Origin of the sequence: Streptomyces sp. NPDC014734, from assembly GCF_043083325.1 — a bacterium.
Taxonomy (GTDB): domain Bacteria; phylum Actinomycetota; class Actinomycetes; order Streptomycetales; family Streptomycetaceae; genus Streptomyces.
Genome location: NZ_JBIBYN010000022.1, coordinates 91,083 through 112,749 on the forward strand (window position 1 = coordinate 91,083; position 21,667 = coordinate 112,749).

Consider the following 21,667-nt stretch of genomic DNA (forward strand, 5'->3'; position numbering starts at 1 on the left):
GGAGCGCCGGATCACGGCCGGTAGGGTGAGGAGCCAGGACGGACGGACAGAATGACCCGGCACGACACGAGGGCGAGGGCGAAGGACGACATGGCCGCGCTGGAGGACAGTAGCCAGAGGCGCACGCGGGACCAGCGGTCGGTCTACGAGCGTTACCAGGAGGTGCCGGGGGAGCTCCCTACCCTGGACGAGCTGTTCGGTAGGGAGACCGCCTCCGACGGGCAGCCCACGGACGTCGAGCGGGAGGCCACCGAGGGCGGTGTCGACGAGATCACTTCGCCTTTCGACCCCGAGCACATCGACATCGAGACCCGCACGACCACAGTCGACCTGCTGATCTCTCGGCTCCGCAACGAGATGATCGACCTCGCTCCCGACTTCCAGCGCAGGGCCGGGATCTGGACCGATGAGAAGCAGAGCCGCTTGATCGAGTCGCTGCTTCTGCGCATTCCCATCCCGTCCTTCTACGCCGCCGAGCAGAAGGACGGCAGCTGGGCCATCGTGGACGGCATTCAACGCCTCACCTCCATCGCTCGCTTCTTCGACGCCGAGACGGTAAACGCGGCACCGTTGACGTTGAAGGGGCTGGAGTACCTGCGTAATTTTGCGGGAGCGGGCTTCCACGACCTCTCTGGCAAGCTTCAGATCCGGCTGCGCGAGACCGAGGTCGTCGTCCACGTCATCAGGCGCGGCACCCCCGAGCCGGTCATGTTCAACGTCTTCGCCCGTATCAACACCGGCGGTGAACCGCTCACCCGTCAGGAGATCCGGCACGCGCTCATCCCGGGCCGCTCCAGAACCTTCCTCGCGGAACTCGCGGCGTCCGAGGAGTTCCGCAGTGCCACCGGTTACAGCGTGGTCGGGGACCGCATGGCCGACCGCGAGATGGTCCTTCGCTTCCTTGCCTTCCGGCTCACACCTCCGGACGGATACCAGAACGGCGACTTCGACGGGTTCCTGGGCCAGGCCATGCACCGCATCAACCGCTTTGTACCCGCGGAAGAGGCGCAGCTGCGGAACGAGTTCAGCCACGCCATGGACGCAGCCCAGGCGATCTTCGGCGTTCACGCCTTCCGCAAGTACCGGGCGGGGCAGCAACGCAAGTCCCCCATCAACAAGGCCCTGTTCGAGACCATCGCGGTGAATCTGGCCGGGCTCGCCCCGCCCCAGCATGATGTGCTGAGGCGGCTGAGCGTGCTGGACGCCTTTGCGGACCTGATGGAGGACACCGAGTTCGAACGGTCCATCTCCGTGGCCACCGGAGACCCTAGGAAGGTACGAAAGCGGTTCGAAGCAGTACAGGAACTCTTCGAAGACCTCCTTGAACACGGAGATGCCTGACAGTGATCACTCGGCTCACCCTGGTCAACTTCAAGGCGTTTCGCCGCCTTGAACTCCCCATGGGTCCCTTGACCCTGCTCACCGGACTGAACTCCTCCGGCAAGAGCAGTGTCGTCCAGTCCCTCGCCCTGCTTCGCCAGTCGTTCGGGCCCGACCGGGCGACGGCCCCCCGAGGGGGGCTGCTGCTCAACGGCGAGCTGGTGGAGCTCGGAACCGCACGCGACGTCCTGCACGACGACTTCGGTCCCGCCGACGACCTGCTGGCCACCCAGGCGCCTGTGGTGGGCCTCGTTGTCGAGGTGGGTGACGCGGTCCGCGTCGCCGCGTTGTACGACGCGGAGCAGCCCGACGAAGACGTGATGGAGGTGAGGGTTTCGCCGGAGCTCTCCCAGTTGCTCGACACACCGTTCCAGTACCTGCACGCCGATCGCATCACGCCAGCTGTCACCTACCCGCGATCACGGCAGGTAGCCATCGACCGCGGGTTCCTTGGTGTCCGGGGCGAACACACGGTCAACTACCTGCGCCACTTCACCGAGAGAGAAGTCCCCGAAGGGCCATTGCGCCATCCGGGTGCGGCCTCCCCTCAACTCCTCGATCAAACGGTTGCCTGGATGCAGGAACTCTGCCCCGGTGTGAACCTCCAGGCTTCCGCGATCGAGGGCACCGACTTCGTCCGTCTCTCCTACGGCTTCGGTGGCACCGCCGGAATCAACGCCACCCGGCGCCGCCGCCCCACCAATGTCGGCTTTGGCCTCACCTACGCGCTGCCGATCGTGGTCGCCTGTCTCACAGCCACTCCAGAGAGCCTGATCCTGCTGGAGAATCCCGAGGCCCATCTCCACCCCAAAGGGCAGAGCAGGATGGCGGCACTGATTTCGGCGGCCGCTGCTACCGGGGCGCAAATGATCGTCGAGACCCACAGCGACCACGTCCTCAACGGAGTCCGCCTTGCCGTCAAACGGGGAGACCTGCGGCCGGAGGAGGCGCTCATCCACTTCTTCCAGGGCAATGGCTCGGGTGCCGAGGTCATCAGCCCCCGGGTCGACGAGGACGGCATGCTGGCCCAGTGGCCCGAAGGGTTCTTCGACGAGTGGGAGAACTCACTGGATCAGTTGCTGGACTGACGAAGAACAGCCAACGGTTGAGGGGGAAGTGTGCCTCTGTTGTTCCTGAACGAGAAGTCCTGCGGCGTTGCCTGTGACCCGGACCGCGCCGATGCGGCGATGGCCGACCTGGTCGACGCCGTGCGCACCGTCGCCAAGGAGGACCCGGTTGAGACTTCTCTGGTCAGCGAGGTCGCGCTCAAGTCACTGGAAATCGCCGAGGGCTATCCGGTCGGCAAATGGATCGGGGCCAGCCCGAAGAATCATGTCCGCTGGCAGCGTCTCCTCGGTCTGCGGAACAGGTCCCCGGTCCGCAGTGTCTTTCCGGAACCGGGTGCGGACGGCCAACTCGACTACCGCCACGAGGGAGAAGAAGCCCAGGCCCTGGGTGCCGCGCACTTCATGGATGGTGTCGCGGTTAGTCTTCCGGTCTCCCGTGAGTGGCAGAGGTCGACAGTCAGTATCGAACGCAGCGAGCTCGTCGAACTTGACGACGGTTCCTTGGAGTTCGAGCACGATACTGTCGACGTGCGGCACATCTCGGCCGTGCCGCACGTCGAGGAACACCTCGGCTGGATCCGGAGGTCGAGCCTGGCCCGGGCAGTGACTGGCCGCCAGATCTGGGAACGCAGGGCTGACCTCTATCCGAGCCTCCAGTTCCTGCCCCGCACCGAGGCTCAGTTCAGCAACCTCGACCCGCGCTGGGTTGTGCCCGTGCGACGTTGCCTGGAGCGGTTGGATGCCGCAGCCGCCGCATGGGACCCTGCCGCGACGCATGAGCCGGAATGGCGGAGCAAGGTGACTCCGGAGGGCGAGACGCGCAAGCGCGTATGTCGGTTCGAAGACCTGGACGGGCGGTCGGAGACGTTCCACCTCCACGCCCGCTTCACTCCGGGCGCCGGCCGTATCCACTTCCGCCCCGTCGGAGAAGACGGCAAGCTCCGAATCGCGCACGTCGGTGGCAAGATCCGTCCAGACCTCTGACCGGACTCCCGGACCGGGGCTCCTCGCCTGGGCCGAGGGCTTCGACGTCGTCAGCGTGCGCACCGCGCAGACGCCCGACGGTGAGCGCGACACGACACTGCGGTTCACGGCCCCGGACGGCACGGTCAGCGGCTGGCGCATGGAGACGCAGACCGACCTCGGGTTCACCGTGTCCGACGTCGTCTTCCGCAGCCTGGATGACGACCGCAGGCGCGTCGCCGTCTATCTGGACGGCTACCGCTATCACGCGAGCCCCACCCACAACCGCATCGCGTCCGACGGCGACAAGCAGACCCGGCCGCGCACCGGGCACGGCTGGCGGTCTTCCAGCTGACCTGGGACGACGTACGCGCCTGGACAGGCGATGCGAAGCCTCCCGCCGATTCCGTATGGGTGCTGTACCAGCACACGGCGCAGAAAACGGCATCCGACATCCACCGGCGGCTGTACGGGGACGACCCGCGTGATCTGCACCGCTTCGTGTGGATGAACCCGGTCGAGACGCTGATCGGCTTGAATGAGAAAGCCACTCCGGCCCGTCGTGACGCTCAACTGACGTTCCGCATACCCCAAGCCCCCTAGAGTAGCCCAGAAGACAGCTATTGACCTGCTGCTATTCATATCTCTCGCTCAGTGACACGTTTCCGATGACGCACCATGTGGAGTGCGTGGCGATCCTGGAGCCTGTGAAGAAGGAAGCCTGACCTGCGGTTTTAGCCGTGCGCATTATGTGTGGTGTGGGCGTTACGGGCGATATCTTGACGCTCGTGACGCTCACTTGACGCTCGTTCTGATGGTGTGTCAGTTGGCATTTCCTGCGGTAACGGTGGGCCGGAGTTCTCCTGCGGGAGGTGAGGGCACGAACGGCCCGCAGCTCCTATCCGGACACTGTCCAGTGCCTGCTCAGGAGCAGTTGCTTGCCCAGAGGTGCTTCGGTGCCGTGTCGGCGCATCTTCATCTCGCCGTAGTGGAAGTCCGTCGAGCCTGGTTCGTTTTGCCATCTTCCAACGCCTAGGGAAGTTCCGGTCCTGCAGCACGCGCGGGCTTCGGGGCCGATCGGCAAGAGCACGTCGAGGAAGTCCCATAGCTGAACCATGGGACGCTGGCTGCTGCCTCTGGCAGAGTGATCGACACTACTAGGCACGGCAGCCAGTACGGCAGCAGAGCCCCGATGCGGCACCAGGGCTCGGACTGCGCGTCGCGGTCCGGGCCCTACCCCTTGCGGTGCCGCCCGGCGGCGGCGATGCGTCACCTCTGTGCGGTGTCGTCGCTCGTCTGTCCGGCGCTCTCAGCTGTGCGTACCTTCTCGCGCATTTTGCACACCCAGCTCCGCCTTCTGGTCGGCGGCACCCTGGCGGTCGAGGTTGCGGTGCGGACCGTTCTTCTGCCGTTCGACGCAGGACAGCCTCTTGCGCTGGCCGCCGCCTGGCACGCGACTACGAACGCCGCACCACCAGCGCCGAGGCGATGATCTACTGGTCGATGACCCTGCTCATGACCCGCCGCCTCGCCCGGCCGCAGCCTTCGCGAGCATGAACCGGCCCGGCGCAGGCGCGGCCAGCCAGCCGCGCGCGACCAGGCGTTTCGCCTTCGACCGCAGTGCCTCCACCTTGGCCGGCACCGCGTCCAGACCGAACATCACGGCCATCTCCTGGCAGGTCAGCGGCCCTTGATGGAGCCGGTCCCGGTCCGAGAGAGCCTGCAGAATGCGCTGGTAGTCCACCGACAGCACCGACCAGGCCAGCCCTTCACGCCACACCGGCACCTGCGACTTCGGCTTCGCTGAATCCCGGAGCACCGACGGCCCGCCCGCAGCCCGCGGATCCGGGACGTCCTCCGTGTCGGCGGTGCTGCCGCAGTCTGCAGCCAGCACCGCATCGACCCGTCTGCGGGCGATCACCCACTCCTGCCATTCCAGCTCGGCCACGGCCAGTTCGGCCTGGATACGGTCGGCCTCCTCACGCAGCCCGTCAACCCGAGAGCGAGCTGCGAGCTCGTGCTGTTCCAGCAGTCCGACAACCGACGGCACCCGCAACCTCCCGGGGAGCGACGACATGACAGGTCACAACTCCCACAGAACCACCGCCCCTACTCCTGACCAGCGAAAACGCCGCCCCCAAGTCCGGAAAGACAACAACTTCCTACTGCGTTTCGTCGCAGGTCATGCAGCGACTCACACCCGATCGCTCGGTGTTGCCCTGCGTGGCGTGCAGCGGGTGGGAAGACGCAAGACGGCGCCATGCTTCCGGTGAGGGGGTGAGCACCCAGCCATAGAGGGGTGGCCGAATGTCGGCTGGGACGATGTGCCCGCAGCCGGGAAGGTGGGCCTTGCCGCTGGCGTGGATGATGATCGCAGCGGCTGGCCACTCGTCCCATTCGCCAGTAGGCGAGCCGCTGCGAGGTGTGCGCGGAGCGCAGTCCGCGCAGTTGTGTATTTCGTGGAGCTCGCAGTACTGCATTGCCCTCTTCCCGTCAGGTCCGGCAAGCAGCCTAGTGTCTCGAACTTGGTGCCAGGCCAATTCCCGGACGTACCCGCAGACATGAGGAGGCCGCTCGGGAGTGTGCTGCTGGGGCACACCTCGCGTCAGTGTTCGACATCGGGTGTGCGGCTACTGCCCCAGGGACGGATCCGGTCCGAAGTCGGCGACCTGCATGGTGGCGGATCCTCCGGGTGGGCTGTTGAGCACCCCTCGGACGCGCACGGGAATGCCGGAGTCGTGGCAGCGGACCGCCTCGTGGTAGCCGGCGTCCGGGAGGTCCATCCAGACCGTGCGGCTGCGTCGCTGGATGAGGGCTTGTACGCCCACTCTGCCTGTCTCGTCGTTCGGGTGCCGGTTGAGGTGGGTAACCAAGCCGAAGAGCACGTTCTCGCGGCTGTAGACGCTCGTCTTGAGCTGGTCGGACACCCGCTCCACGATGGCGATGGCATCGTGGTTGAACTCGACCTCCCGTGGTGTGCCGGGCGGAGCTGGAGCTACGCGGGACCAGTTGAAGGTGACGTCCAGCGTGTCGACCGCGTCGCTGTTCACGACCTTCGACAGGGCCTGGCAGAGTTCGTACGAGACGCCTTCTCCGATGGAATCCGTGATCTCGCTGGGCGTGGGCACCCGCTCGGCACCGGCCATCTCCTCCAGCACTCCCAGGGCACGGGACATTGTCGCGGTGACTCGCCGATCGAAGAGCGTCTCCTCGACCTCGATGTCGATCTGTTTCTGCCCCCGTTCGTACACGTCCAGCGGCGACCGCGCCTGGCTGATGATGGGCACGATGTACGAGCCCTTGCGGGTCTGTCCGAGGCGGACGTCGCGGGCCTGTTCCCGGGCGCGGGTGGGGAAGTTGCGAAAGTGTCCCTGGCGGCGGATGGTGGCCGCTGCTGAGGCCACGCGAAGGCGCTTGGCGGACTGGAACAGTTCGAATCCGGCGTCCAGGGGAATCGATCCGTCGTGAATGGTGGGGTGGGAGGCCCTGAGGTCCGTGACGTCGTGGAACACGGATGCGATGGCGTCCTGGACTGTCCGCGTGTCTTCGGCGCTGACACGCGCCAGGTCCTCGACGAGCATGCGTGCGCGCTTGCCGAAGTCCGGGGCGCCCGGCTTCATGGGGACGAGTACGACTTCCTCGGCTGGCCCCGGAAGGCGCCAGAGTTCGGCTACCTCTCCTCCGGACACGGTGGACCAGCCGGTGACCTTGAGATAGCTCCGGATCTCGTCGGGCCCGAAGGGAAGCGTGTCGGTAGCCATGTCAGTGCACCCCCGCGCTGCCGGACAGAAGAATGCTGCGTGCCATGTTGAACATGCCGCGCATGGACTTCACTGAGAGCTGTTGCTCTTCCGGCAGGCTGATCGCGGTCGTGGCACGGCTGGCCACAGAGTCGCGGCCGTGTAAGCAGGCCCAGTATCCGTGGCAGGCGAGCACGACGGAATCGGAGTGCTGGGTTACCCAGAGTTCAAGGTTGGGCGGCACCACCAAGAGGACCAAGTGTCCAGGTGCTGAGCGTTCCGTGCTGCGCAGCTTGTCGTAGGTCTCGACGTCCAGGTCGAAGCTGTACCCGCCTCGGACGACCCGCGGACTCTGGGTGCACTTGAGCTGAAAGTCGACCATCAGGCCGCGATCCCGGAGTGTGACGTCGACACCGTCCTTGTCGACGTTCCACTCGCCCACGGTGTAACCGCCTTGGGAAGCAAGTGCGTGTACGTACGCGCGGCTGATCTGTTCCTTCTGCCAGCTTGTCGCTTCGCCTGCCACGCGCCCTCCCCCTTGCCGCTTGATCGCGAGAATAGGCGTGGGCGAGGGATGTGGGAACAGGGCCTCAACTTTCAGATCGTCAACAGGAGTCCGCGACGCTTCTTTTTCGCCACGTGTGTCCAACAGGGCCATGAGTCCTCATTCTTGGAGCCGTCTGCTGTCAATGACATCGGCGTTCTGCTCTGGGCCGCGGGGAGAGGGCAGCCGAATGCCTCCTGGCGGAAGGCGTTGTGGACGTCGGTCAGCGGCTGGCGGTCGCGGGTGTAGTAGAGCCTGTTGGTCAGCCGGACCGCCCAGCGGTCCTGGAGATCCATATGCCGGTGTCCGTGAAGCCGTAGTGGGCCCAGACGTCCTGTTCGTCGGTGATGTCGGGGGCTGGGTGCCAGAACAGGCCAAGTTCCGGCTGGAGACCACCGGTCTGCGTGGTGAGGGAGTGGGCGCTCCGCTCGGCGCCGAAGCCGGCTTCGGTGGGGCCGTGCTGTGGTCGAGCATGTACCGCAGGAAGACGGCCAGGTTGTCGAGAACGGTGAACGCGCTGGCGATGCCGCATACTCCGCCGAGGAGGCGGGCGGAGAAGTCGTAGGCAGCGCCCTTGAGGTGGGTGCCGGTGTCCTGGTCGAGTTCGGTGGGGGCGCATCGGGACGCGATGTCGGCGGGCAGTGGGCTGAAACGGGTGGCTTCCATGCCCAGCGAGCGCCAGGTTCTCGTCTCGGAAGGCTGGGCGAGGGTCTGACTGGAGAGGTGTTCGGCGAGGTGGCCGAGGTTGAGGGTGGCCCGGTCGGTGTACTCGACGGCTTCGCCGGGCGGCTGGTTGAGGGCTTCGTGCAGGGCCCTGCGGCTGATGTCGGCGGGGTCGGTGCCGTAGAGGTTCTTCAGCTGGGCCCGGAGAGGGAGGTCGGCGGTGTGGGTCAGGAGTTGGCGGGTGGTCACGGATCCGAGGGGATGGTCGGCGGCCTCGCCCCAGAAGGAGCCGAGAGGGGCGTCGAGGTCGAGGACGCTGTCCTCCCACAGGGCGCCGATGGAGGCCCAGACCGCGAGGATCTTCGTGAGGCTGGCGGCGTCGAAGACGGTGTCCAGCCGCATCTTCACGTCCGGCTCGTAGGGGGCCAGGACACCGGTGGTGACTGTCGCCCGGACTCCGCCCGAGTCATCGACGCCCCACACCGCGCCCGGGTAGACCTTGTCGCGGACGTCTTCGCTCAGCAGGTGCTCGGTGCGGTACGGCATGATCTCCCCCTTTGCGTAAGTGTTTCGTCGCTCAACGTAGCGAGTCGACCGGGGTGTGCCGGGCAACGGCGTGCCGGGGGCCGCTGGGGCGGGACGCGAGGAGGCGGGTGAACGGCCCGTGGCTGCCATCGGGCATTTCCGAGCCCAGGCGTTCCGTCGGGGCAGTACGCCAGGTGCTCGCGCGAATCGGTGAGAGAGGCTTCGCCCGTCCGCACGGTCAGTGCGCGGTAGCGTCGCTGAGAGAACCCATCGGGGAAGGAACGATCACCGGATGCCGCACAGGACTGATGTCGCCGACAGGCGCGGCCTGATCCTCGACTTTACCGGGGTGCTTACTGCCAGCCCGATCGATGTCCACCGCGCCTGGTGCGTGTCAGAAGGGCTGGCTCCGGGTGCGTGGCGCAGCACTCTCAACGATCACCCTGAAGGCCGGCGTCTGTACACGGCTCTGGAAATCGGAGAGATCGGGCAGGCCGAGTGGAACGAGGGGACAGCGGCGCTGCTGGGGGAGCACGTGGACCCCGTGAACCTGATGGGGCGGGCCTGGGCCGGGGTGCCTGTGGCCCGCCGGATGGTCGCGCTCGCGCGTGCCGCGCGTGCCGCCGGCCACCGGCTTGCCCTGCTGTCCAACAGCTTCGGCCTCGACCCGTTCAACCCGTACGAACACGTCGGCATCTGGGACCTGTTCGACGTGCACGTCGTCTCCGAGCTGGTCGGCATGGCGAAGCCCGATCCGGCGATCTACGAACTCGCCCTGGAACGGATCGGGCTGCCCGCCGAGCAGTGCGTGTTCGTGGACGATCACGCGGTGAACCTTCCGCCGGCCGCCGCGCTGGGGATCTCCACTGTCCATGTCACGGACGAGGACGCGGCCGTGGCCGAGCTTGAAGCACTGCTCGGGGTCACAGCGGTTCACGCCGCCTGAGGTCAACCTCCTTCCCCGGAAAGGGCGTTCGTGTTCCCTCTCCGGCCAGTACTGTCCGTGTGGGGCTCACCACGCGGAGGGTCTGGACCATGGAGTGGTCGGAGTACACCACCTCGGAGCGTTTGAAGGCGCTGCGGGGCGGGGTGACGCAGGAGCGGTTGGCGGAGGCCGCCGGGGTGTCTGTCGGGGTGGTTCGGAAGCTCGAACGCGGAGGGACGGCATCGCTGCCGTCCCTGCTCTCCATCGCCCACGCGCTCGGTACCGACATCGCCGTGCTGCTTGGGCAACAGGCGCCTCGCCGCTCCATGGACCGGGACGAGCGGGCCGCGCTGCGCATGGTCTCCGCCGCCACCCATGACGCCGCGATCGGCATTCCCTTCGAAGTCGAGCCGGGAAGTGTCGAAGAGCTCCGTGCTGTCCTGCGCCGCGCGGACGCCGCTTACTGGGGCGGTCGGTACGCCGAGCTGGGAATGCTCCTCGGGCAGCTTCTCCCCGAGGCGCGGGCCCGCTTCGACGCCGCCAGCCTCGAAGAGAAGGGGGCCGCCGGGGGAGTGCTGAGCGACACCTTCCAGACCGCCGGCATGGCCGCGAACGTGCTCGGCTCGCGAGATCTGGCGTATGCGGCCCTCACTTATGGCCGCCAGGTCGCCGTGCGGACCGGGGACGACCTTCGTGACGCCCATCTCGCCGCCACGACCGCGTGGGTCAATCTCCGTGATGGGCGCACCAAGCAGGGATTCCTCCTCGCAGCGGCCCAGGCCGACCGGATCGAGCCCAAGATGAGCGAGCACGACCCGGACCGGCTCAGTGTCTACGGCCAGCTCGTCACGAACGCCGCCGTCGCCGCCTCCCGGGGCGGGGCGAGCGCGGACAACGCCCGCGAGTACCTTTCCCAGGCGCACGCCGTCGCCGCCCGCATCGGGGACGAACATGCCCGGGGTTCTCACGCCCAGCCGTATGGGCCGATATACGCCGCCACGCAGGCGATGAGCATCGCGGTGGCGCTCGGAGACACGGGCGGGGCTCTGCGACTCATGGATACCGTCCGCCTGGATGCCAGAGTGCCCCTGGCCACCCGTGCCCGCTACGGCCTGGACGTCGCCCTCACCCAGGTGGAATGCCGACGGTGGGAGGCCGCTGCCGACACCCTCCAAACTGTGTGCGAGATGGCTCCTGGCTGGAGGTATTGTCAAATCCTGTGGACTGACCCGACAGCCCAATGGCCGGTCGATCAAGCAAGCGGCTTGCGGTAACGGACGTACTCGTTCCGCCGCTGGAATCCCACGCTCTCGTAAAGGTCGTAGGACCGGTGTGGATTTGCCGTGCCCGTGAACAGCCGAGCGGTCGTTGCACTCTGCTCGCGAAGGCTCCGCAGCCCGTCCAGCAGCAGGACCCGGCCGATTCCGAGGCGTCGCTGGTCCGTCCGGACACTCAGCTCTTCCACCTCGCCCACGGTGTGGTCGTGACGGCGGATGGAGCACAGGGCGACGCCGACCATGTCCTGCCCGTTCCAGGCAGCCCTCCAGCATGCCGGGTCGGCGGTGTCGACGAAGTCCTGGAAAGGCCATCTCTGAGTGAAACCGCGGTCCGCGTACGAATCGACGACCGTCCTCCAGGCTGCACGGTAGTGGCTTGTCCCGATCGGCCCTGTCCGCATCCCGGCCGGCAGCTCGCTGCCCGGCTCGGGCACCTGCTGCAGATCGCCCAGCTCCAGCTCGACCAGGCTGAAGACATGTCGGTAGCCGGCTGCGCGCAGAAGTGCCGTGGCGTCCTGCTCGGAGGCCATGGCGTTCGCGCCGATCACTGCCGTCCGCGCCGTTCCGTGCTGTTTGACGAGCTGGCGGATCCGCTCTTCGGCCCAGCTCAGCATGGCTGAGCCGATGCCCTGGCCGCGATGCCCGGGCAAGAGGTAGCCGCGGTGCAGGTACAGCCACGTATCGTCCCGCTCTTGCCACCACCGGATCGTCGCGTAGCCGACGACGCTCTCGTCGAGCACCACCAGGATCTGGTTTTTGGACGGCTCCTCCAACTTGGCAGAAGCTTCGGCGATCTCGGCCGCTGTCGGGAGCCCTTCCACTACCGAATGGACATCGACCCGGTCCCGTTCAACACACCCCAGCCGCACCGCGGCCATGGCGCAGTCGTCTTCGTCGCCGCGATACGGTCGGAACCCGAGGTCGACCGGAAGGTCCTGTCCTGCCGTGCCATCCAACATGGCCGGATGTTCTCGAACTTCGAGGCAGGTCCGCCACCCTATTCACGCCGCGGTCGTCTGCGACCGTTCAAGGAGCTGGCCGCGTTCAAAGCGGGCCCCAGCGCGGACGAGGGCAACGAGGTGGGGTGCATTCACGGCTCGCCAGCGGGCCTGGGCGGACTCGACGAGCTTGAAGACCATTGCCAGGGCGGCGGCCCGGGATCCGGCGCCCTTGGTGACCTTGGTTCGCAGGCGGACGGTCGCGAAGGTCGACTCGGTGGGGTTGGTTGTCCGCAGGTGGATCCAGTGCTCGGCGGGGAAGTTGTAGAACGCCAGCAGCTCATCCTCGTCATCGACGATCTTCTTGACGGCCTTGGGGAACTTCGCGCTGTACTGCTTGGCGAGCGCCTTGCCCGCGGCGGCCGCGTGCTCCTTGTCCTCGGTGTTGTAGATGTCCTGGACGGCCTTCTTTGCCGCGGGCTGAGCTGACTTCGGGGCGTCCAACGCGTTCCAGAAGCCCAGGGCTCCGTCGCCGACGGCGAGGACGGGAGCGCGCATGCCGCGCCGCTGGCAGTCCCGCAGCAGGCTCGCCCAGGACTCCGAGGACTCGCGGTAGCCGTCGGCCATCGCGATCAGCTCCTTGGTTCCGTCAGCGTGCACGCCCATGACGACCAGGACCGCGGCCTTCGCCTCCTCCAGCCGTATGCGCAGGTGGATACCGTCGGCCCAGACGTAGACGTAGTCCGTGGTGGACAGGTAGCGCTCGCTGAACGCCTTGTGGCCGGCCTGCCACTGGGCGGTCAGCCGGATGACGGTGGCCGGCGATAGGCCGGCCGAGGAGCCGAGGAACTGCTCGAGCGCGGGCACGAAGTCCCCGCTGGACAGGCCGTGGAGGTAGAGGAGCGGCAGCACCTCGCTGATCTTCGGGGACTTGCGGCACCACGGCGGCAGGATCACCGAGGAGAACCGCTTGCGCTCGCCGGTTGCTTCGTTGATGCGCTTGTCGTTGATGCGTGGGGCCTTCACCTCGATCACCCCGTCCGCGGTCACGACCTTCCTGGTCTGGTGATAGCCGTTGCGGACCACCAGGCGGCGCCCACTCTCGTCTCGCTGGTCGGCCAACTCGACGATGTAGGAGTGGACTTCAGCCTCCAGAGCGGCGGCCGCGCCCTCGCGGACGATGTCGTCGATCAGAGAGCCGGTCTCGGTCGTTCCATCGGCATTCACTACGCTCAGCACGGGCGTGCCTTCCCAACCGACGGTGCAACGTCGGCCTACTCGATGACCAGAAGTCGATCACTCGGGAAGGTACGCCCTTCGCGTCCAACCCGAGGCCGATCCAGGTCATGAGCATTGCTCCTGCGACACGGGCCGTGCCTGGGCCAGGGCATCGCAGGCCAGCAGCCTTGAGACATGCCGAGCAACCCGTCCGGCGGTCTCGGGCACGTGCCCGTTGCCGTCTATTCCTGCGCCACGTCCTCCACCGCTCTCAGCGAGAGGCGGGCGCGAGGTCGGGTGCGGCAGTCGTGTACGTGTTGAGACGGCCGCGAAGGTAGCAGTGCCAGGTGCGGTACTGCCGGGCTCCGGCGAGCCGACCGGTACGGGGGCCTGTGATGCGGTGGATGGCGGCGAGGGGGCCAGCCAGCTCAAGCAGCCGATCGCTGCCCTCGCCACGGGCTCGGAGTCCTGGTGCACCCCCGGCACCTGACCTTGCCTCCAAGATCACCGACAGAGTCAAGCTAGAGGGCCAGTGAGATGCCGCGCCCGGCAGGCTCGGACGCGGCGTCTCACTGGTCTTCAGGTCAGCACGAGAAGACGGACATGTGGACCAGGTGGAGCAGCTCGCGGACCAGCCCGCCAGCCAACGTGGCGGAAGCGGCGTAGAACGCCGCCTGCCCGAGGCCCTGGACAAGACGGTGGCGGGCGCGTCGGCGCTTCGGGGCGGGACGGTGCGTACGGTGGGACATGACGGTCTCCGTTCAGGGGATGAGTCGGCTGCCCCCGCACCGGGTGTTCCTGCCAGGGATACGGTGCGGGGCGCAGTTTCTGCTGGCCCAAGCCTTATGGCTGACGTGGGTTGAACGCAGCTTCCGGGGCTCGAATCTCGATGTAAGTTCGGCGGCATGAACGGGAATCAGGCCACCACGTGGGTTGAGGGGACCTCGGCCGATCTGGTTGCTGACGGGCTCGCGCTGGGTGTGAAAGCCAGTCCCAGGATGGTGACCTCCTGGGTCGAGGACGGCATGCTTGCCAACCCAGAGCCGCGCAAGACCAGAGCGCACGGCAGCGATCCGCGAGTCTTCCCACCCGAGCAACGCGAGTTGTTCACCAGACTTCTCGAAGCCCGCGAGCGTTCCCCGCTGGGGCGCATCCCGCAACGCTCCCTGATCCGCGTCGTGCTGTACCTGTGGCTGATCGACGACACGATCGTGCTCACCCCGCAGGCCCGCCGAGCCTTGCGTACCCACGCGCGCGCCACCGGCCAGACGACCGCCGTTCGGCGCAGGGAGAACGTCCGCGCCATCGTCGAGCAACTCGCCCACCCCTCGGCCACCCCCAAGCAACGGCGCGCCGCCCAGCTCGTCCTCGAGGAAGGCGAGCGGACCGGCCGGATTGACATCGACAGGCTGACCGCGGTCCTCACGGAGTTGCACTCGCCCTGGTCGGCCCAGCCCGGTATGCCGAGGATCGAACGAGCCCTTCCCGGACCCTTCGGGCCGGTCTCCGTCCAGCACCACATCGCGATGTGGAGGGCCCAGGAGCAGACAATCCGCCGCCTTCGGCATGAGGAGATCGACGAAACCGAGCTCGACCGAGTGCGCTCCGTCTACAGACCGATGTGGGCCGACTACCAGGCCCGTCGGCCCGCCATGGTGACCATCGGCGCTGGAGAGTTCGCGGCGTACTTCGCAGAGCCCGACACCATGGAGGGCCGCGCGATCGAGGCGGTCAATGCCTTCGTGGGAACGCTCGCCGGCGAACTCGGGCTGATCGAAGCAGCCTCCCATGCCGCAGAGACTGCACGCCTCAAACTGGCGCGCTGACGATTCCCAAGGCTGGCCCGCAGCATTCACCCCAGGGGAAGTCTCGCAATGCTGTCGGGTGCAGTAAGAGCGGGAGCCAGATGGCACCCAGGATGAACCGTGCCGCAGCGCTCCACCGAGCGGCAGAGGTGTGGCGAGGCGTGTGACGTGCGGTAGGCCGCAGGCCACACCAGGCAGCTGCCGGGAGGCCCTCCGGGGCCGGTTCGGTCGCTGCCGGTGAACGCGTGGCCCGCAAGGGGCCCGCACCCGGGACGCCGAGCGCGGACGCGCTCGTCCGCCCTGACTGCCCCGCGCTCACGGTCACTATGAGTCAGCGATGGATCAGCTGCTGGGGCGTCCCCGCCGCGCAGTTACGTCGGCTGCCCGCTTCTTGATGTCGTCGTGGTTCGTGTCGTAGATCAGGGACAGGGAATGGTCCAGGAACTCGACTCCGTCCAGGACGTCACGGCTGCGGAGAAGATCCTCGTGGCTGCCCACGTTGCCGATCCATTTGACGGCCAAGAGCAGGTCAGCGGCTTCTGCGTGCTCTGGCAGCGCTGCCTTGAACGTAGAGATTCGTTGGTCGAGGCTGATTCTCGACGGCTTCCCTCTACGGTCGGGCTTGTAGCGGATGATCCCCTGCTCGTCCATCAGGGCCTCGACCGCCGACCGGATCCGGTTCGCAGCAGAGTTGGGGTCGAGCCAAATGATCTTGGCTGCGATATCCATCCGTTTCCCCACCTCCTTCGGGCAGAGGGGGCGGCTTTCGAGCAGAGGCAGCGCTGGGAAGAACATGGTCGGCGTCAAGCGCTGCTCGTACTGTTCTCCCTCCCACTCCCAGTTGCCTGTCGCTTCGACCGCGCTGTGCCCGACGACGCGTACGTGGTCACAGGCCCCTTTCTGGCACGTGAGGATGCAGAGGAAGTCGCCCTGAATCCACTCGGGCTCCCATGCTTCATGGTTGCGCCAGGACTTACTGGTGACCCTCTCTTCTTCCACGAAGGATTCGGGGACCGGTTGCAATACCCCCCGCACGCACGTGGGACACGGGATGTGGGGCCACTCTTCCAGTTTCTCGGAGAAGCCTTTCGAGATTTCCCGTAGATCCTTGATCAAGACGTTTGCCATAGCGTCTCATCCTGCCAGCGGCAACGCACCCATGGGCGGGGTTTTACGAGGACGTAGAAGGACGGCTCTAGGTTCTGTCCGGCGGATCGTGTGACTGTCGGATTGCCGACTCGTTGTGTCTGGCATGGGGCGGGGTGATCTGACGAATGCCGAGTGGGTCCGGCTGGAGCCGCACTTGCCGGCGTCGGGGCTGCGTGGAGGACGGTGGAACGACCACCGCAGAGTGATCAACGGGATCTTGTTCCGGGTCCGGACAGGCATACCGTGGCGGGACCTCCCTGAGCGTTTCGGCAGCTGGAAGACCATTTATGAACGGCACCGGCGTTGGTCGGCGGACGGCACGTGGGACCGGATCCTGTGTGCCGTCTAGGCCGACGCCGACCTCGCGGGCCGGATCGACTGGAGCATGGTCAGCGTCGACTCGACGTCCTGCCGTGCCCATCAGCACGCGGCCGGCGCTCGCAAGAGGAAGCCACGTGTCCCGAAAAAAGGACGACGCCTCGACACCACCGCCCCGACGAAGGACTCGGACGGTCTCGGGGCGGCCTGACCTGCAAGATTCACCTCGCGTGTGAAGGTGGCTGCCGCCCGATGGCCTTCTTGGTCACGCCTGGCCAGTGGGGCGACGCGCCGCAGATGATCGAGGTCCTCGAACGGATCCGCGTTCCTCGCCCCCAAGGCGGTCGTCCCCGCACCCGGCCGGACCACTTGGGCGGCGACAAGGCATACAGCTCACGTCGGAACCGGCGCTACCTGCGAAGACGCCAGATCAAACACACCATCCCCGAACCGAAGGACCAGCGGGCCAACCGCAAACGTCGCGGCAGTGGGGGCGGCCGGCCCGCCAGCTTCGACAGCGAGATCTACAAACGCCGCAACGAAGTCGAGCGGACGATCAACCGGCTCAAGAACTCCGGGGCCGTCGCCACCCGCTATGACAAGAGGGCCTACGTCTTTCACGGCACCGTCACCACTGCGGCTGTCCGGTTGTGGCTCCGGTGCTGAGCTGGCCCGCAGTCTCAGTCCCCGAGGAACCACAGGTACAGGCCCTGTCCGGCGAGAACTACCTGACCCAGCTCGATCAGCTCGCGTGCGAACTCATCAGCCAGCACGCCTGCAGGCAGCCGCGGTACCTCCTCCAACAGGGTTGACACCTGCCTGTGGTTGAAAACGGTATCCGCGTACGGCAGCAGGTGTCCCAGCATCGGAAACACGGCCTGATCAAGACCAGCCAGCTCAGGTCCCCAGACCACACCGTGCTTCGCGCGGGCCTCGATCGTGCCGTTCTCGCCTCGGACCTGGAGGTTAATCACGGTCAGACCCTACGGCCTCATGATCCGCCGGACACTACCTAGCGCACTCACCAACCCCAGGTTACGTAGACCGGACAGGCCTGCGGGCTCCCCAATTGGGGAGCCCGCCAAAGAACTTCAGCAAAGACGGAGCGGCGGGCGCGGCATGCGGCCTTGCCAGCAGCTCTCATCCGATGCCCGGCTCTGTGCGGCGGCGGCCACCCTCAGCCGGGGGCGTCGACCGCGCAGCATCCCGGTTACCTAGCGGCCGGGTACGCGGTCAGGTCATCTTCCGGGGACAGGGCGAGTCCGGTGTACCCGTTGACGAGGAAGGGGGCGACACCCGGGCGGGTCGGCAGGTCGGCTCCGGTCCGTGAGTCCAGAGCGAGGGGGCCGTTGTCCGTCTTGCCGTAGACCCGTCCGTTCCAGACGGCTGTGACCCGCGGCGCGATGCGATTGGCAGTCTGGTCTGGCAGCTGCCACAGCAGGGAGGCGGTGCGGTCGTTGAATGCCCAGACCTTGTACAGGTTTCCCTGGTTCCAGGAGCAGACAACGGTGTTCTGCCCATCATGGCCACAGCGGGAGCCGGCGATGTCCTCCGGAGCCTCGTGCTTCACCGCGCCGGTCGCGGGATCGAGGAACTGCTGGATATGTACGCGTGCGTCGTCCTTGTTCTGTGCCTGGACGAGGAGGAGGTGCGGCCCGGCGGGCTTCACGTCGAGGTTGAGACGGTCCTCTCCGTGCCAGCGCTCGGTGCCAGTGAGCAGGTCGTAGCCGCGTGCGGATTCGTAGGTCCCGTCAGAGGTTTCCAGCTCGCCTGCCACGATCTTCCCGGTTACGGCGGTCGCCTCGAACCGGTCCTTGGTCCACACGACACGGCGTGCGGTGAGGTCGATGCCGTAGGTGGTAGCAGCGGAGAACAGCGAAGACGCGCCGGTGCTGACCGTCACGATGGCGACCTTCTCCGAGGCTCCTATGACCGAGACAGTGCGCGGGCTGCCGTCCTTTGTCCAGGACGGCAGCGTCAGGGGCAGCCTCCAGCCGACCTTGTCGCTGGACGCGTCGGTGGCAGTGAGCTCGATGAAGTTGGTGGCTGCCTGAGTTCCGACTCCGGGCCGCCGTACGAAGAACGGCGCGAGGACCAGCGGATCGGCTCCTGGGGTGACGACCGGAGGAGCGGCGTTGTTGCGGTCGTTCTCGCTGAGCACACTCAGCGCATCAGCCGTGGGAGCGATAGTGGCGGTGAGCGAACCGGTGGTCGTGTTGAAGGCCAGCAGGCGGTCGAGGGTCGCCACGTATGCCTTGTCCTTGTGGAGAGCCACCGGGATTTTGCTGTCACCCAGCCAGGTTCCGCCGACGCTCAGCAGCCCGGATGTGGCCTCCCAGGGCATGAGGACGCCAGCCTGGGTGTTGAACTTCGCTGGGGGATCGTAGACGGCGCGGGCCGGTAAGGTCTGCTTGCCGGTCGGGGCTGGAGGGGTGGAATCGACACGCTCGGGCTGCTGGGTGCAGCTGGCAGCGAAGACCATCGCGAGGGCGGCGATTAGGGCTGAACTGCTGGACTTGCGGACTGAATTCACGAGGCGATGCACCTTTCTCAGTAGCCAAACGATCACCTTATGGCAGCGGTTGCGAGAGCCGCGCGATCGTCTCGGATCGGCGCGGTCGGCAATGCTCATCTCGGCAGCCGCCCGGCGACGGCGACCTTGGGCGGCGCGGGGGTCCGCAGCCTGAGCATCGCCCGCGAGGCAGCCACCGCCTACGGGCCGTTGCCGCAGCGAGAATTGCAGAGATCACTCAGCCACCGGTCCGCCCGCGTAGCGTGCCCGCGGCCGTTCGTCTATGACCAGCGCATGTCCAAGGCGGACAGCTCCTCGCCTGCTGAAGCGACAGCTTCCCGGCCTTGACCTGCTGCTGGCTGATCCAGGCCCCGGGCCGCACGGTTTCGTCGTCGGCCTGCTCCCCCGTGGCTGCGGGACGCGTTGAGGTGGCCCTCGCGTGCGTGGTACTGGGCAGCCGCCCTCAAGGTGGTGGGCCCATATCTCCTCGCGGGTCCGCTTCACCCTGCCGGAGGCCTGCGTGATGCCGAGCGTGGTAGCCGCTCGTCTGGCGGAACGAGCACGCCGCCGACGAACGGCTATGCGGGATACTCGGTGGGGCGAACGTTGTCTGATGCGGCACCAGCAGAAGCGCGGGCCCGGCTCTCTTTGACGCTCATCTGACGCTCGGGTGACTTCACCGGTCGCCGGGGAGGCAGGAATAGGCCATCTGGCCTGCACTTTCTCCAGTCCCCGCTCTCCGCGACATCTTTTCGATGACGCATCATATGGAGTGCGTGGCGATTCTGGAGCCGGCCGCCAAGGGCGCCTGATCTGCCGCTTTCCCGAGTGTGCGTTATGGGCGATACGTGTGTCAGGTGCGATGTCTTGACGCGTATTCGACGCACCTGACGCACGTGTGACCCATGAACGACGCGTTGCCTGATGGTGCGTCAGGTGTGGGTTGAGGCTGCCGGGCGGGGCACTCGCCTGTGTGGAGGCGGCCGCCGCGATGGGGTGCTGAGGCCCGCTGCCGAGCTGTTGGCCGGTTCCGCCCCTTCGCTTCTCGGTCGTGACGTTCCGTGATGCCGAGGCGGGCGTCGGACGGATGCCGTGTCAGGGGTCGTAGGGACTCCGGCGCCCGGGGAAGGGCTTCAAGCCGCAGGCTCGCGGTTCGGGGATGCCGGGCGCCCCGCCCCGCGGCAGGCTGTAGTGCGGGACGCCGTGCCCGGAGCCGGTGGAGTATCCACTTCCGGGGAGGAGTCCCCACCGCTGTCCTCATCCGGTACGGCGCGAACATGGCAGGGAGATTCCGGCTGCCGTCCGAGCTGATTCCGGGAGCTGTTGAGCAGGCTGCCCGCTGTCGACCCTCGATGGAAGGGCCAGGTGCTTTCTCTGTGCACTTTTCGGCGGCGTCAGGGGTATCCGCGCCACTGGAGGACCTTGAGAGCGGCGCCGACCTCGATCGTGTGCTGGGCGAGGGGGCGCGGCAGTAGCTGGTCGGCGCGGGCCAGGCGCCGGAGCAGGGTGTTGCGGTGGGTGAACAGCCGGGCGGCGGCACGGGTGGCGTTGCACTGTTCGGCGATGAAGACGCGCAGGGTCTCGATGATCTCGGGTGGCGCGGTCTCCAGCTCGCCGAGGGTGCGTGTGACGAACCGGTCGGCACGTTCGGGGCCGGCGGTGAGCAGGGCGACGAGTTCGACCTCGTGGTGGAAGGCCATCCGTGAGGGTGAGGTCAGGCGGGTGAGCATCTGCTGGGTGGTCAGGGCTTCGAGGTGGCTGCGACGGAAGCCGTCGACGCCTGGCGCGGTGGAGCCGAACGCGACCCGCACGTCCGGCAGCCGGTCCAGTGCTGCGTGCGCCCGGTCGCCGTCGGGCCGGCCGTGGACCCACAGCCAGCGGGTGGCGGCGCTCGCGATGATGCTCAGGGCGCGCGGCTGGCCGGCGGCCTCGGCGAATGCGTCGGCGGCCCGGTCGAGCTGGCTCAGGTCGGCGTCGGGGGCTTCGGTCCAGATGATCGCGGCGGTGTGTTTCGGCTGCAGCCGGTAGCCCAGCCGGCTCTCGGCGCGCTGCTGGGTGATGGGCGCCCCTTCCAGCAGGAGGGCGACGGTCTCGCGGCGTTCGGCGTGGGTGCCCCGGGTGAGCTCGTCCCGCTCGGCGCGCATCCGGGCCGAGATCGCGCCGACGGTGTCGTCCACGAAGGCGGCGATGGAGCGCAGGGAAACGTCGAGGAGTTCGCGCAGCTCCTCCGGGTCGCTGGTGAGCGTGCAGGCGATCTGTGTCCACATCCGCACAGCGACGCTCTCGCCGACCCGGTAGGCGTCCAGAGCGGACTCGTCAAGGCCTCGCCGGATCATGTCCCGGGCGACGGCCAGGGGTGCCTCCGTGTCGTTGGCCGGGACCGGCTCGCCCGGCGCGCGGACGTTGGAGGCCGCCCAGAACAACAGGTTGGAGCGGTTGGTCCGGCGTGTCCCGGCGGCCAGCACCGGATCGGCCGCGATCTGTCGTCTGGCGTCGCCGGACAGAATCGCCGCGTCCAGCTCGGCGAGCCAGTCCGGCGAGGGGGTGAGCGCGATCTCGGCGCCCCGGCGGATCAGTTCCCGTACCAGGGGCGAGGGCGACTGCCATGACATGTACCCATCGTAGTTGTGCAGATCGTCACCT

General features: G+C 67.1%; 19 protein-coding genes and 4 pseudogenes. 11 read left to right on the top strand and 12 right to left on the bottom strand.

What is annotated here, in order from left to right:
• Window positions 1–51 precede the first annotated feature (51 nt).
• Genes ACF1CT_RS29060 through ACF1CT_RS29080 form a run of 5 tightly spaced genes read left to right on the top strand, consistent with a single transcriptional unit; the run spans window position 52 to window position 4,013 of the window.
• A complete protein-coding gene (locus ACF1CT_RS29060; RefSeq protein WP_391786944.1) occupies window positions 52–1,341 on the top strand; it encodes a DUF262 domain-containing protein in 1,290 nt (429 codons plus the stop codon).
• A 2-nt stretch (window positions 1,342–1,343) separates the two neighbouring features.
• On the top strand, window positions 1,344–2,468 hold the full coding sequence (locus tag ACF1CT_RS29065) for a DUF3696 domain-containing protein (protein WP_391786945.1): 1,125 nt from the start codon (window positions 1,344–1,346) through the stop codon (window positions 2,466–2,468).
• A 39-nt stretch (window positions 2,469–2,507) separates the two neighbouring features.
• Window positions 2,508–3,431 carry a hypothetical protein gene (locus tag ACF1CT_RS29070; protein ID WP_391786946.1) on the top strand — a complete coding sequence of 308 codons (924 nt, stop codon included), beginning with the start codon at window positions 2,508–2,510 and terminating at the stop codon, window positions 3,429–3,431.
• Complete coding sequence (locus ACF1CT_RS29075) at window positions 3,406–3,765, top strand: hypothetical protein (RefSeq protein ID WP_391786947.1); 360 nt, start codon at window positions 3,406–3,408, stop codon at window positions 3,763–3,765. The genes ACF1CT_RS29070 and ACF1CT_RS29075 overlap by 26 nt, the downstream gene beginning before the upstream one ends.
• Before the next feature lie 59 nt (window positions 3,766–3,824).
• Window positions 3,825–4,013 carry a hypothetical protein gene (locus tag ACF1CT_RS29080; RefSeq protein ID WP_391786948.1) on the top strand — a complete coding sequence of 63 codons (189 nt, stop codon included), beginning with the start codon at window positions 3,825–3,827 and terminating at the stop codon, window positions 4,011–4,013.
• A 666-nt stretch (window positions 4,014–4,679) separates the two neighbouring features.
• On the opposite strand, the pseudogene ACF1CT_RS29085 reads toward ACF1CT_RS29080, so the two are convergent.
• A pseudogene (locus ACF1CT_RS29085) lies at window positions 4,680–4,863 on the bottom strand (DUF6243 family protein).
• On the opposite strand from ACF1CT_RS29085, the pseudogene ACF1CT_RS29090 reads away from it, so the two are divergent.
• A pseudogene (locus ACF1CT_RS29090) lies at window positions 4,821–4,943 on the top strand (IS5/IS1182 family transposase); the annotation flags it as partial. The pseudogenes ACF1CT_RS29085 and ACF1CT_RS29090 overlap by 43 nt on opposite strands.
• Here ACF1CT_RS29090 and ACF1CT_RS29095 read toward each other — a convergent pair.
• The 4 genes and pseudogenes from ACF1CT_RS29095 to ACF1CT_RS29110 form a co-directional block, all read right to left on the bottom strand.
• Window positions 4,924–5,460, bottom strand: coding sequence for a hypothetical protein (locus ACF1CT_RS29095; protein WP_391786949.1), 537 nt, complete (start codon window positions 5,458–5,460; stop codon window positions 4,924–4,926). The pseudogene ACF1CT_RS29090 and the gene ACF1CT_RS29095 sit on opposite strands and share 20 nt — an antisense overlap.
• A 580-nt stretch (window positions 5,461–6,040) precedes the next feature.
• On the bottom strand, window positions 6,041–7,171 hold the full coding sequence (locus ACF1CT_RS29100; protein WP_391786950.1) for a hypothetical protein: 1,131 nt from the start codon (window positions 7,169–7,171) through the stop codon (window positions 6,041–6,043).
• Window position 7,172: 1 nt separating this feature from the next.
• The gene (locus ACF1CT_RS29105) at window positions 7,173–7,808 is read right to left on the bottom strand and encodes a DUF4365 domain-containing protein (protein ID WP_391786951.1); all 636 of its coding nucleotides are present in this window, start codon (window positions 7,806–7,808) and stop codon (window positions 7,173–7,175) included.
• 74 nt (window positions 7,809–7,882) lie between these two features.
• Window positions 7,883–8,903: pseudogene (locus tag ACF1CT_RS29110) on the bottom strand (serine hydrolase domain-containing protein); the annotation flags it as partial.
• Window positions 8,904–9,174: 271 nt separating this feature from the next.
• Here ACF1CT_RS29110 and ACF1CT_RS29115 point away from each other — a divergent pair.
• Together ACF1CT_RS29115 and ACF1CT_RS29120 are read left to right on the top strand one after the other, a co-directional pair.
• Window positions 9,175–9,828, top strand: a complete 654-nt coding sequence (locus ACF1CT_RS29115; protein ID WP_391786952.1) for an HAD family hydrolase — start codon at window positions 9,175–9,177, stop codon at window positions 9,826–9,828.
• A gap of 89 nt (window positions 9,829–9,917) precedes the next feature.
• Complete coding sequence (locus ACF1CT_RS29120; protein WP_391786953.1) at window positions 9,918–11,081, top strand: helix-turn-helix domain-containing protein; 1,164 nt, start codon at window positions 9,918–9,920, stop codon at window positions 11,079–11,081.
• Here ACF1CT_RS29120 and ACF1CT_RS29125 read toward each other — a convergent pair.
• Window positions 11,060–12,043, bottom strand: a complete 984-nt coding sequence (locus ACF1CT_RS29125) for a GNAT family N-acetyltransferase (RefSeq protein ID WP_391786954.1) — start codon at window positions 12,041–12,043, stop codon at window positions 11,060–11,062. The genes ACF1CT_RS29120 and ACF1CT_RS29125 overlap by 22 nt on opposite strands.
• A gap of 42 nt (window positions 12,044–12,085) precedes the next feature.
• Entirely contained in the window at window positions 12,086–13,261 is a 1,176-nt protein-coding gene (locus ACF1CT_RS29130; RefSeq protein WP_391786955.1) for a transposase, read from the bottom strand.
• A 319-nt stretch (window positions 13,262–13,580) separates the two neighbouring features.
• Here ACF1CT_RS29130 and ACF1CT_RS29135 point away from each other — a divergent pair, with 319 nt between their 5' ends.
• Complete coding sequence (locus tag ACF1CT_RS29135; RefSeq protein WP_391786956.1) at window positions 13,581–13,730, top strand: hypothetical protein; 150 nt, start codon at window positions 13,581–13,583, stop codon at window positions 13,728–13,730.
• Between the two features lie 94 nt (window positions 13,731–13,824).
• Here ACF1CT_RS29135 and ACF1CT_RS29140 read toward each other — a convergent pair whose 3' ends face one another.
• Complete coding sequence (locus tag ACF1CT_RS29140; protein ID WP_329837617.1) at window positions 13,825–13,989, bottom strand: hypothetical protein; 165 nt, start codon at window positions 13,987–13,989, stop codon at window positions 13,825–13,827.
• Between the two features lie 156 nt (window positions 13,990–14,145).
• Here ACF1CT_RS29140 and ACF1CT_RS29145 point away from each other — a divergent pair, with 156 nt between their 5' ends.
• Window positions 14,146–15,066 (top strand): hypothetical protein, encoded by a 921-nt coding sequence (locus tag ACF1CT_RS29145; RefSeq protein WP_391786957.1) that lies wholly within the window; start codon window positions 14,146–14,148, stop codon window positions 15,064–15,066.
• Between the two features lie 321 nt (window positions 15,067–15,387).
• Here the strand turns inward: ACF1CT_RS29145 and ACF1CT_RS29150 are convergent, their stop codons facing one another.
• The gene (locus ACF1CT_RS29150; protein WP_391786958.1) at window positions 15,388–16,173 is read right to left on the bottom strand and encodes a DUF4145 domain-containing protein; all 786 of its coding nucleotides are present in this window, start codon (window positions 16,171–16,173) and stop codon (window positions 15,388–15,390) included.
• A gap of 124 nt (window positions 16,174–16,297) precedes the next feature.
• Here ACF1CT_RS29150 and ACF1CT_RS29155 point away from each other — a divergent pair.
• Window positions 16,298–17,178: pseudogene (locus ACF1CT_RS29155) on the top strand (IS5 family transposase).
• 14 nt (window positions 17,179–17,192) lie between these two features.
• Here ACF1CT_RS29155 and ACF1CT_RS29160 read toward each other — a convergent pair.
• From ACF1CT_RS29160 to ACF1CT_RS29170, 3 genes are all read right to left on the bottom strand, one after another.
• Complete coding sequence (locus ACF1CT_RS29160) at window positions 17,193–17,486, bottom strand: hypothetical protein (protein WP_391786959.1); 294 nt, start codon at window positions 17,484–17,486, stop codon at window positions 17,193–17,195.
• A gap of 236 nt (window positions 17,487–17,722) precedes the next feature.
• The gene (locus tag ACF1CT_RS29165) at window positions 17,723–19,144 is read right to left on the bottom strand and encodes a hypothetical protein (RefSeq protein WP_391786960.1); all 1,422 of its coding nucleotides are present in this window, start codon (window positions 19,142–19,144) and stop codon (window positions 17,723–17,725) included.
• A 1,274-nt stretch (window positions 19,145–20,418) separates the two neighbouring features.
• Window positions 20,419–21,636: a PucR family transcriptional regulator gene (locus ACF1CT_RS29170; protein ID WP_391786961.1), complete on the bottom strand. Its 1,218-nt coding sequence runs from the start codon at window positions 21,634–21,636 to the stop codon at window positions 20,419–20,421.
• Window positions 21,637–21,667 lie beyond the last annotated feature (31 nt).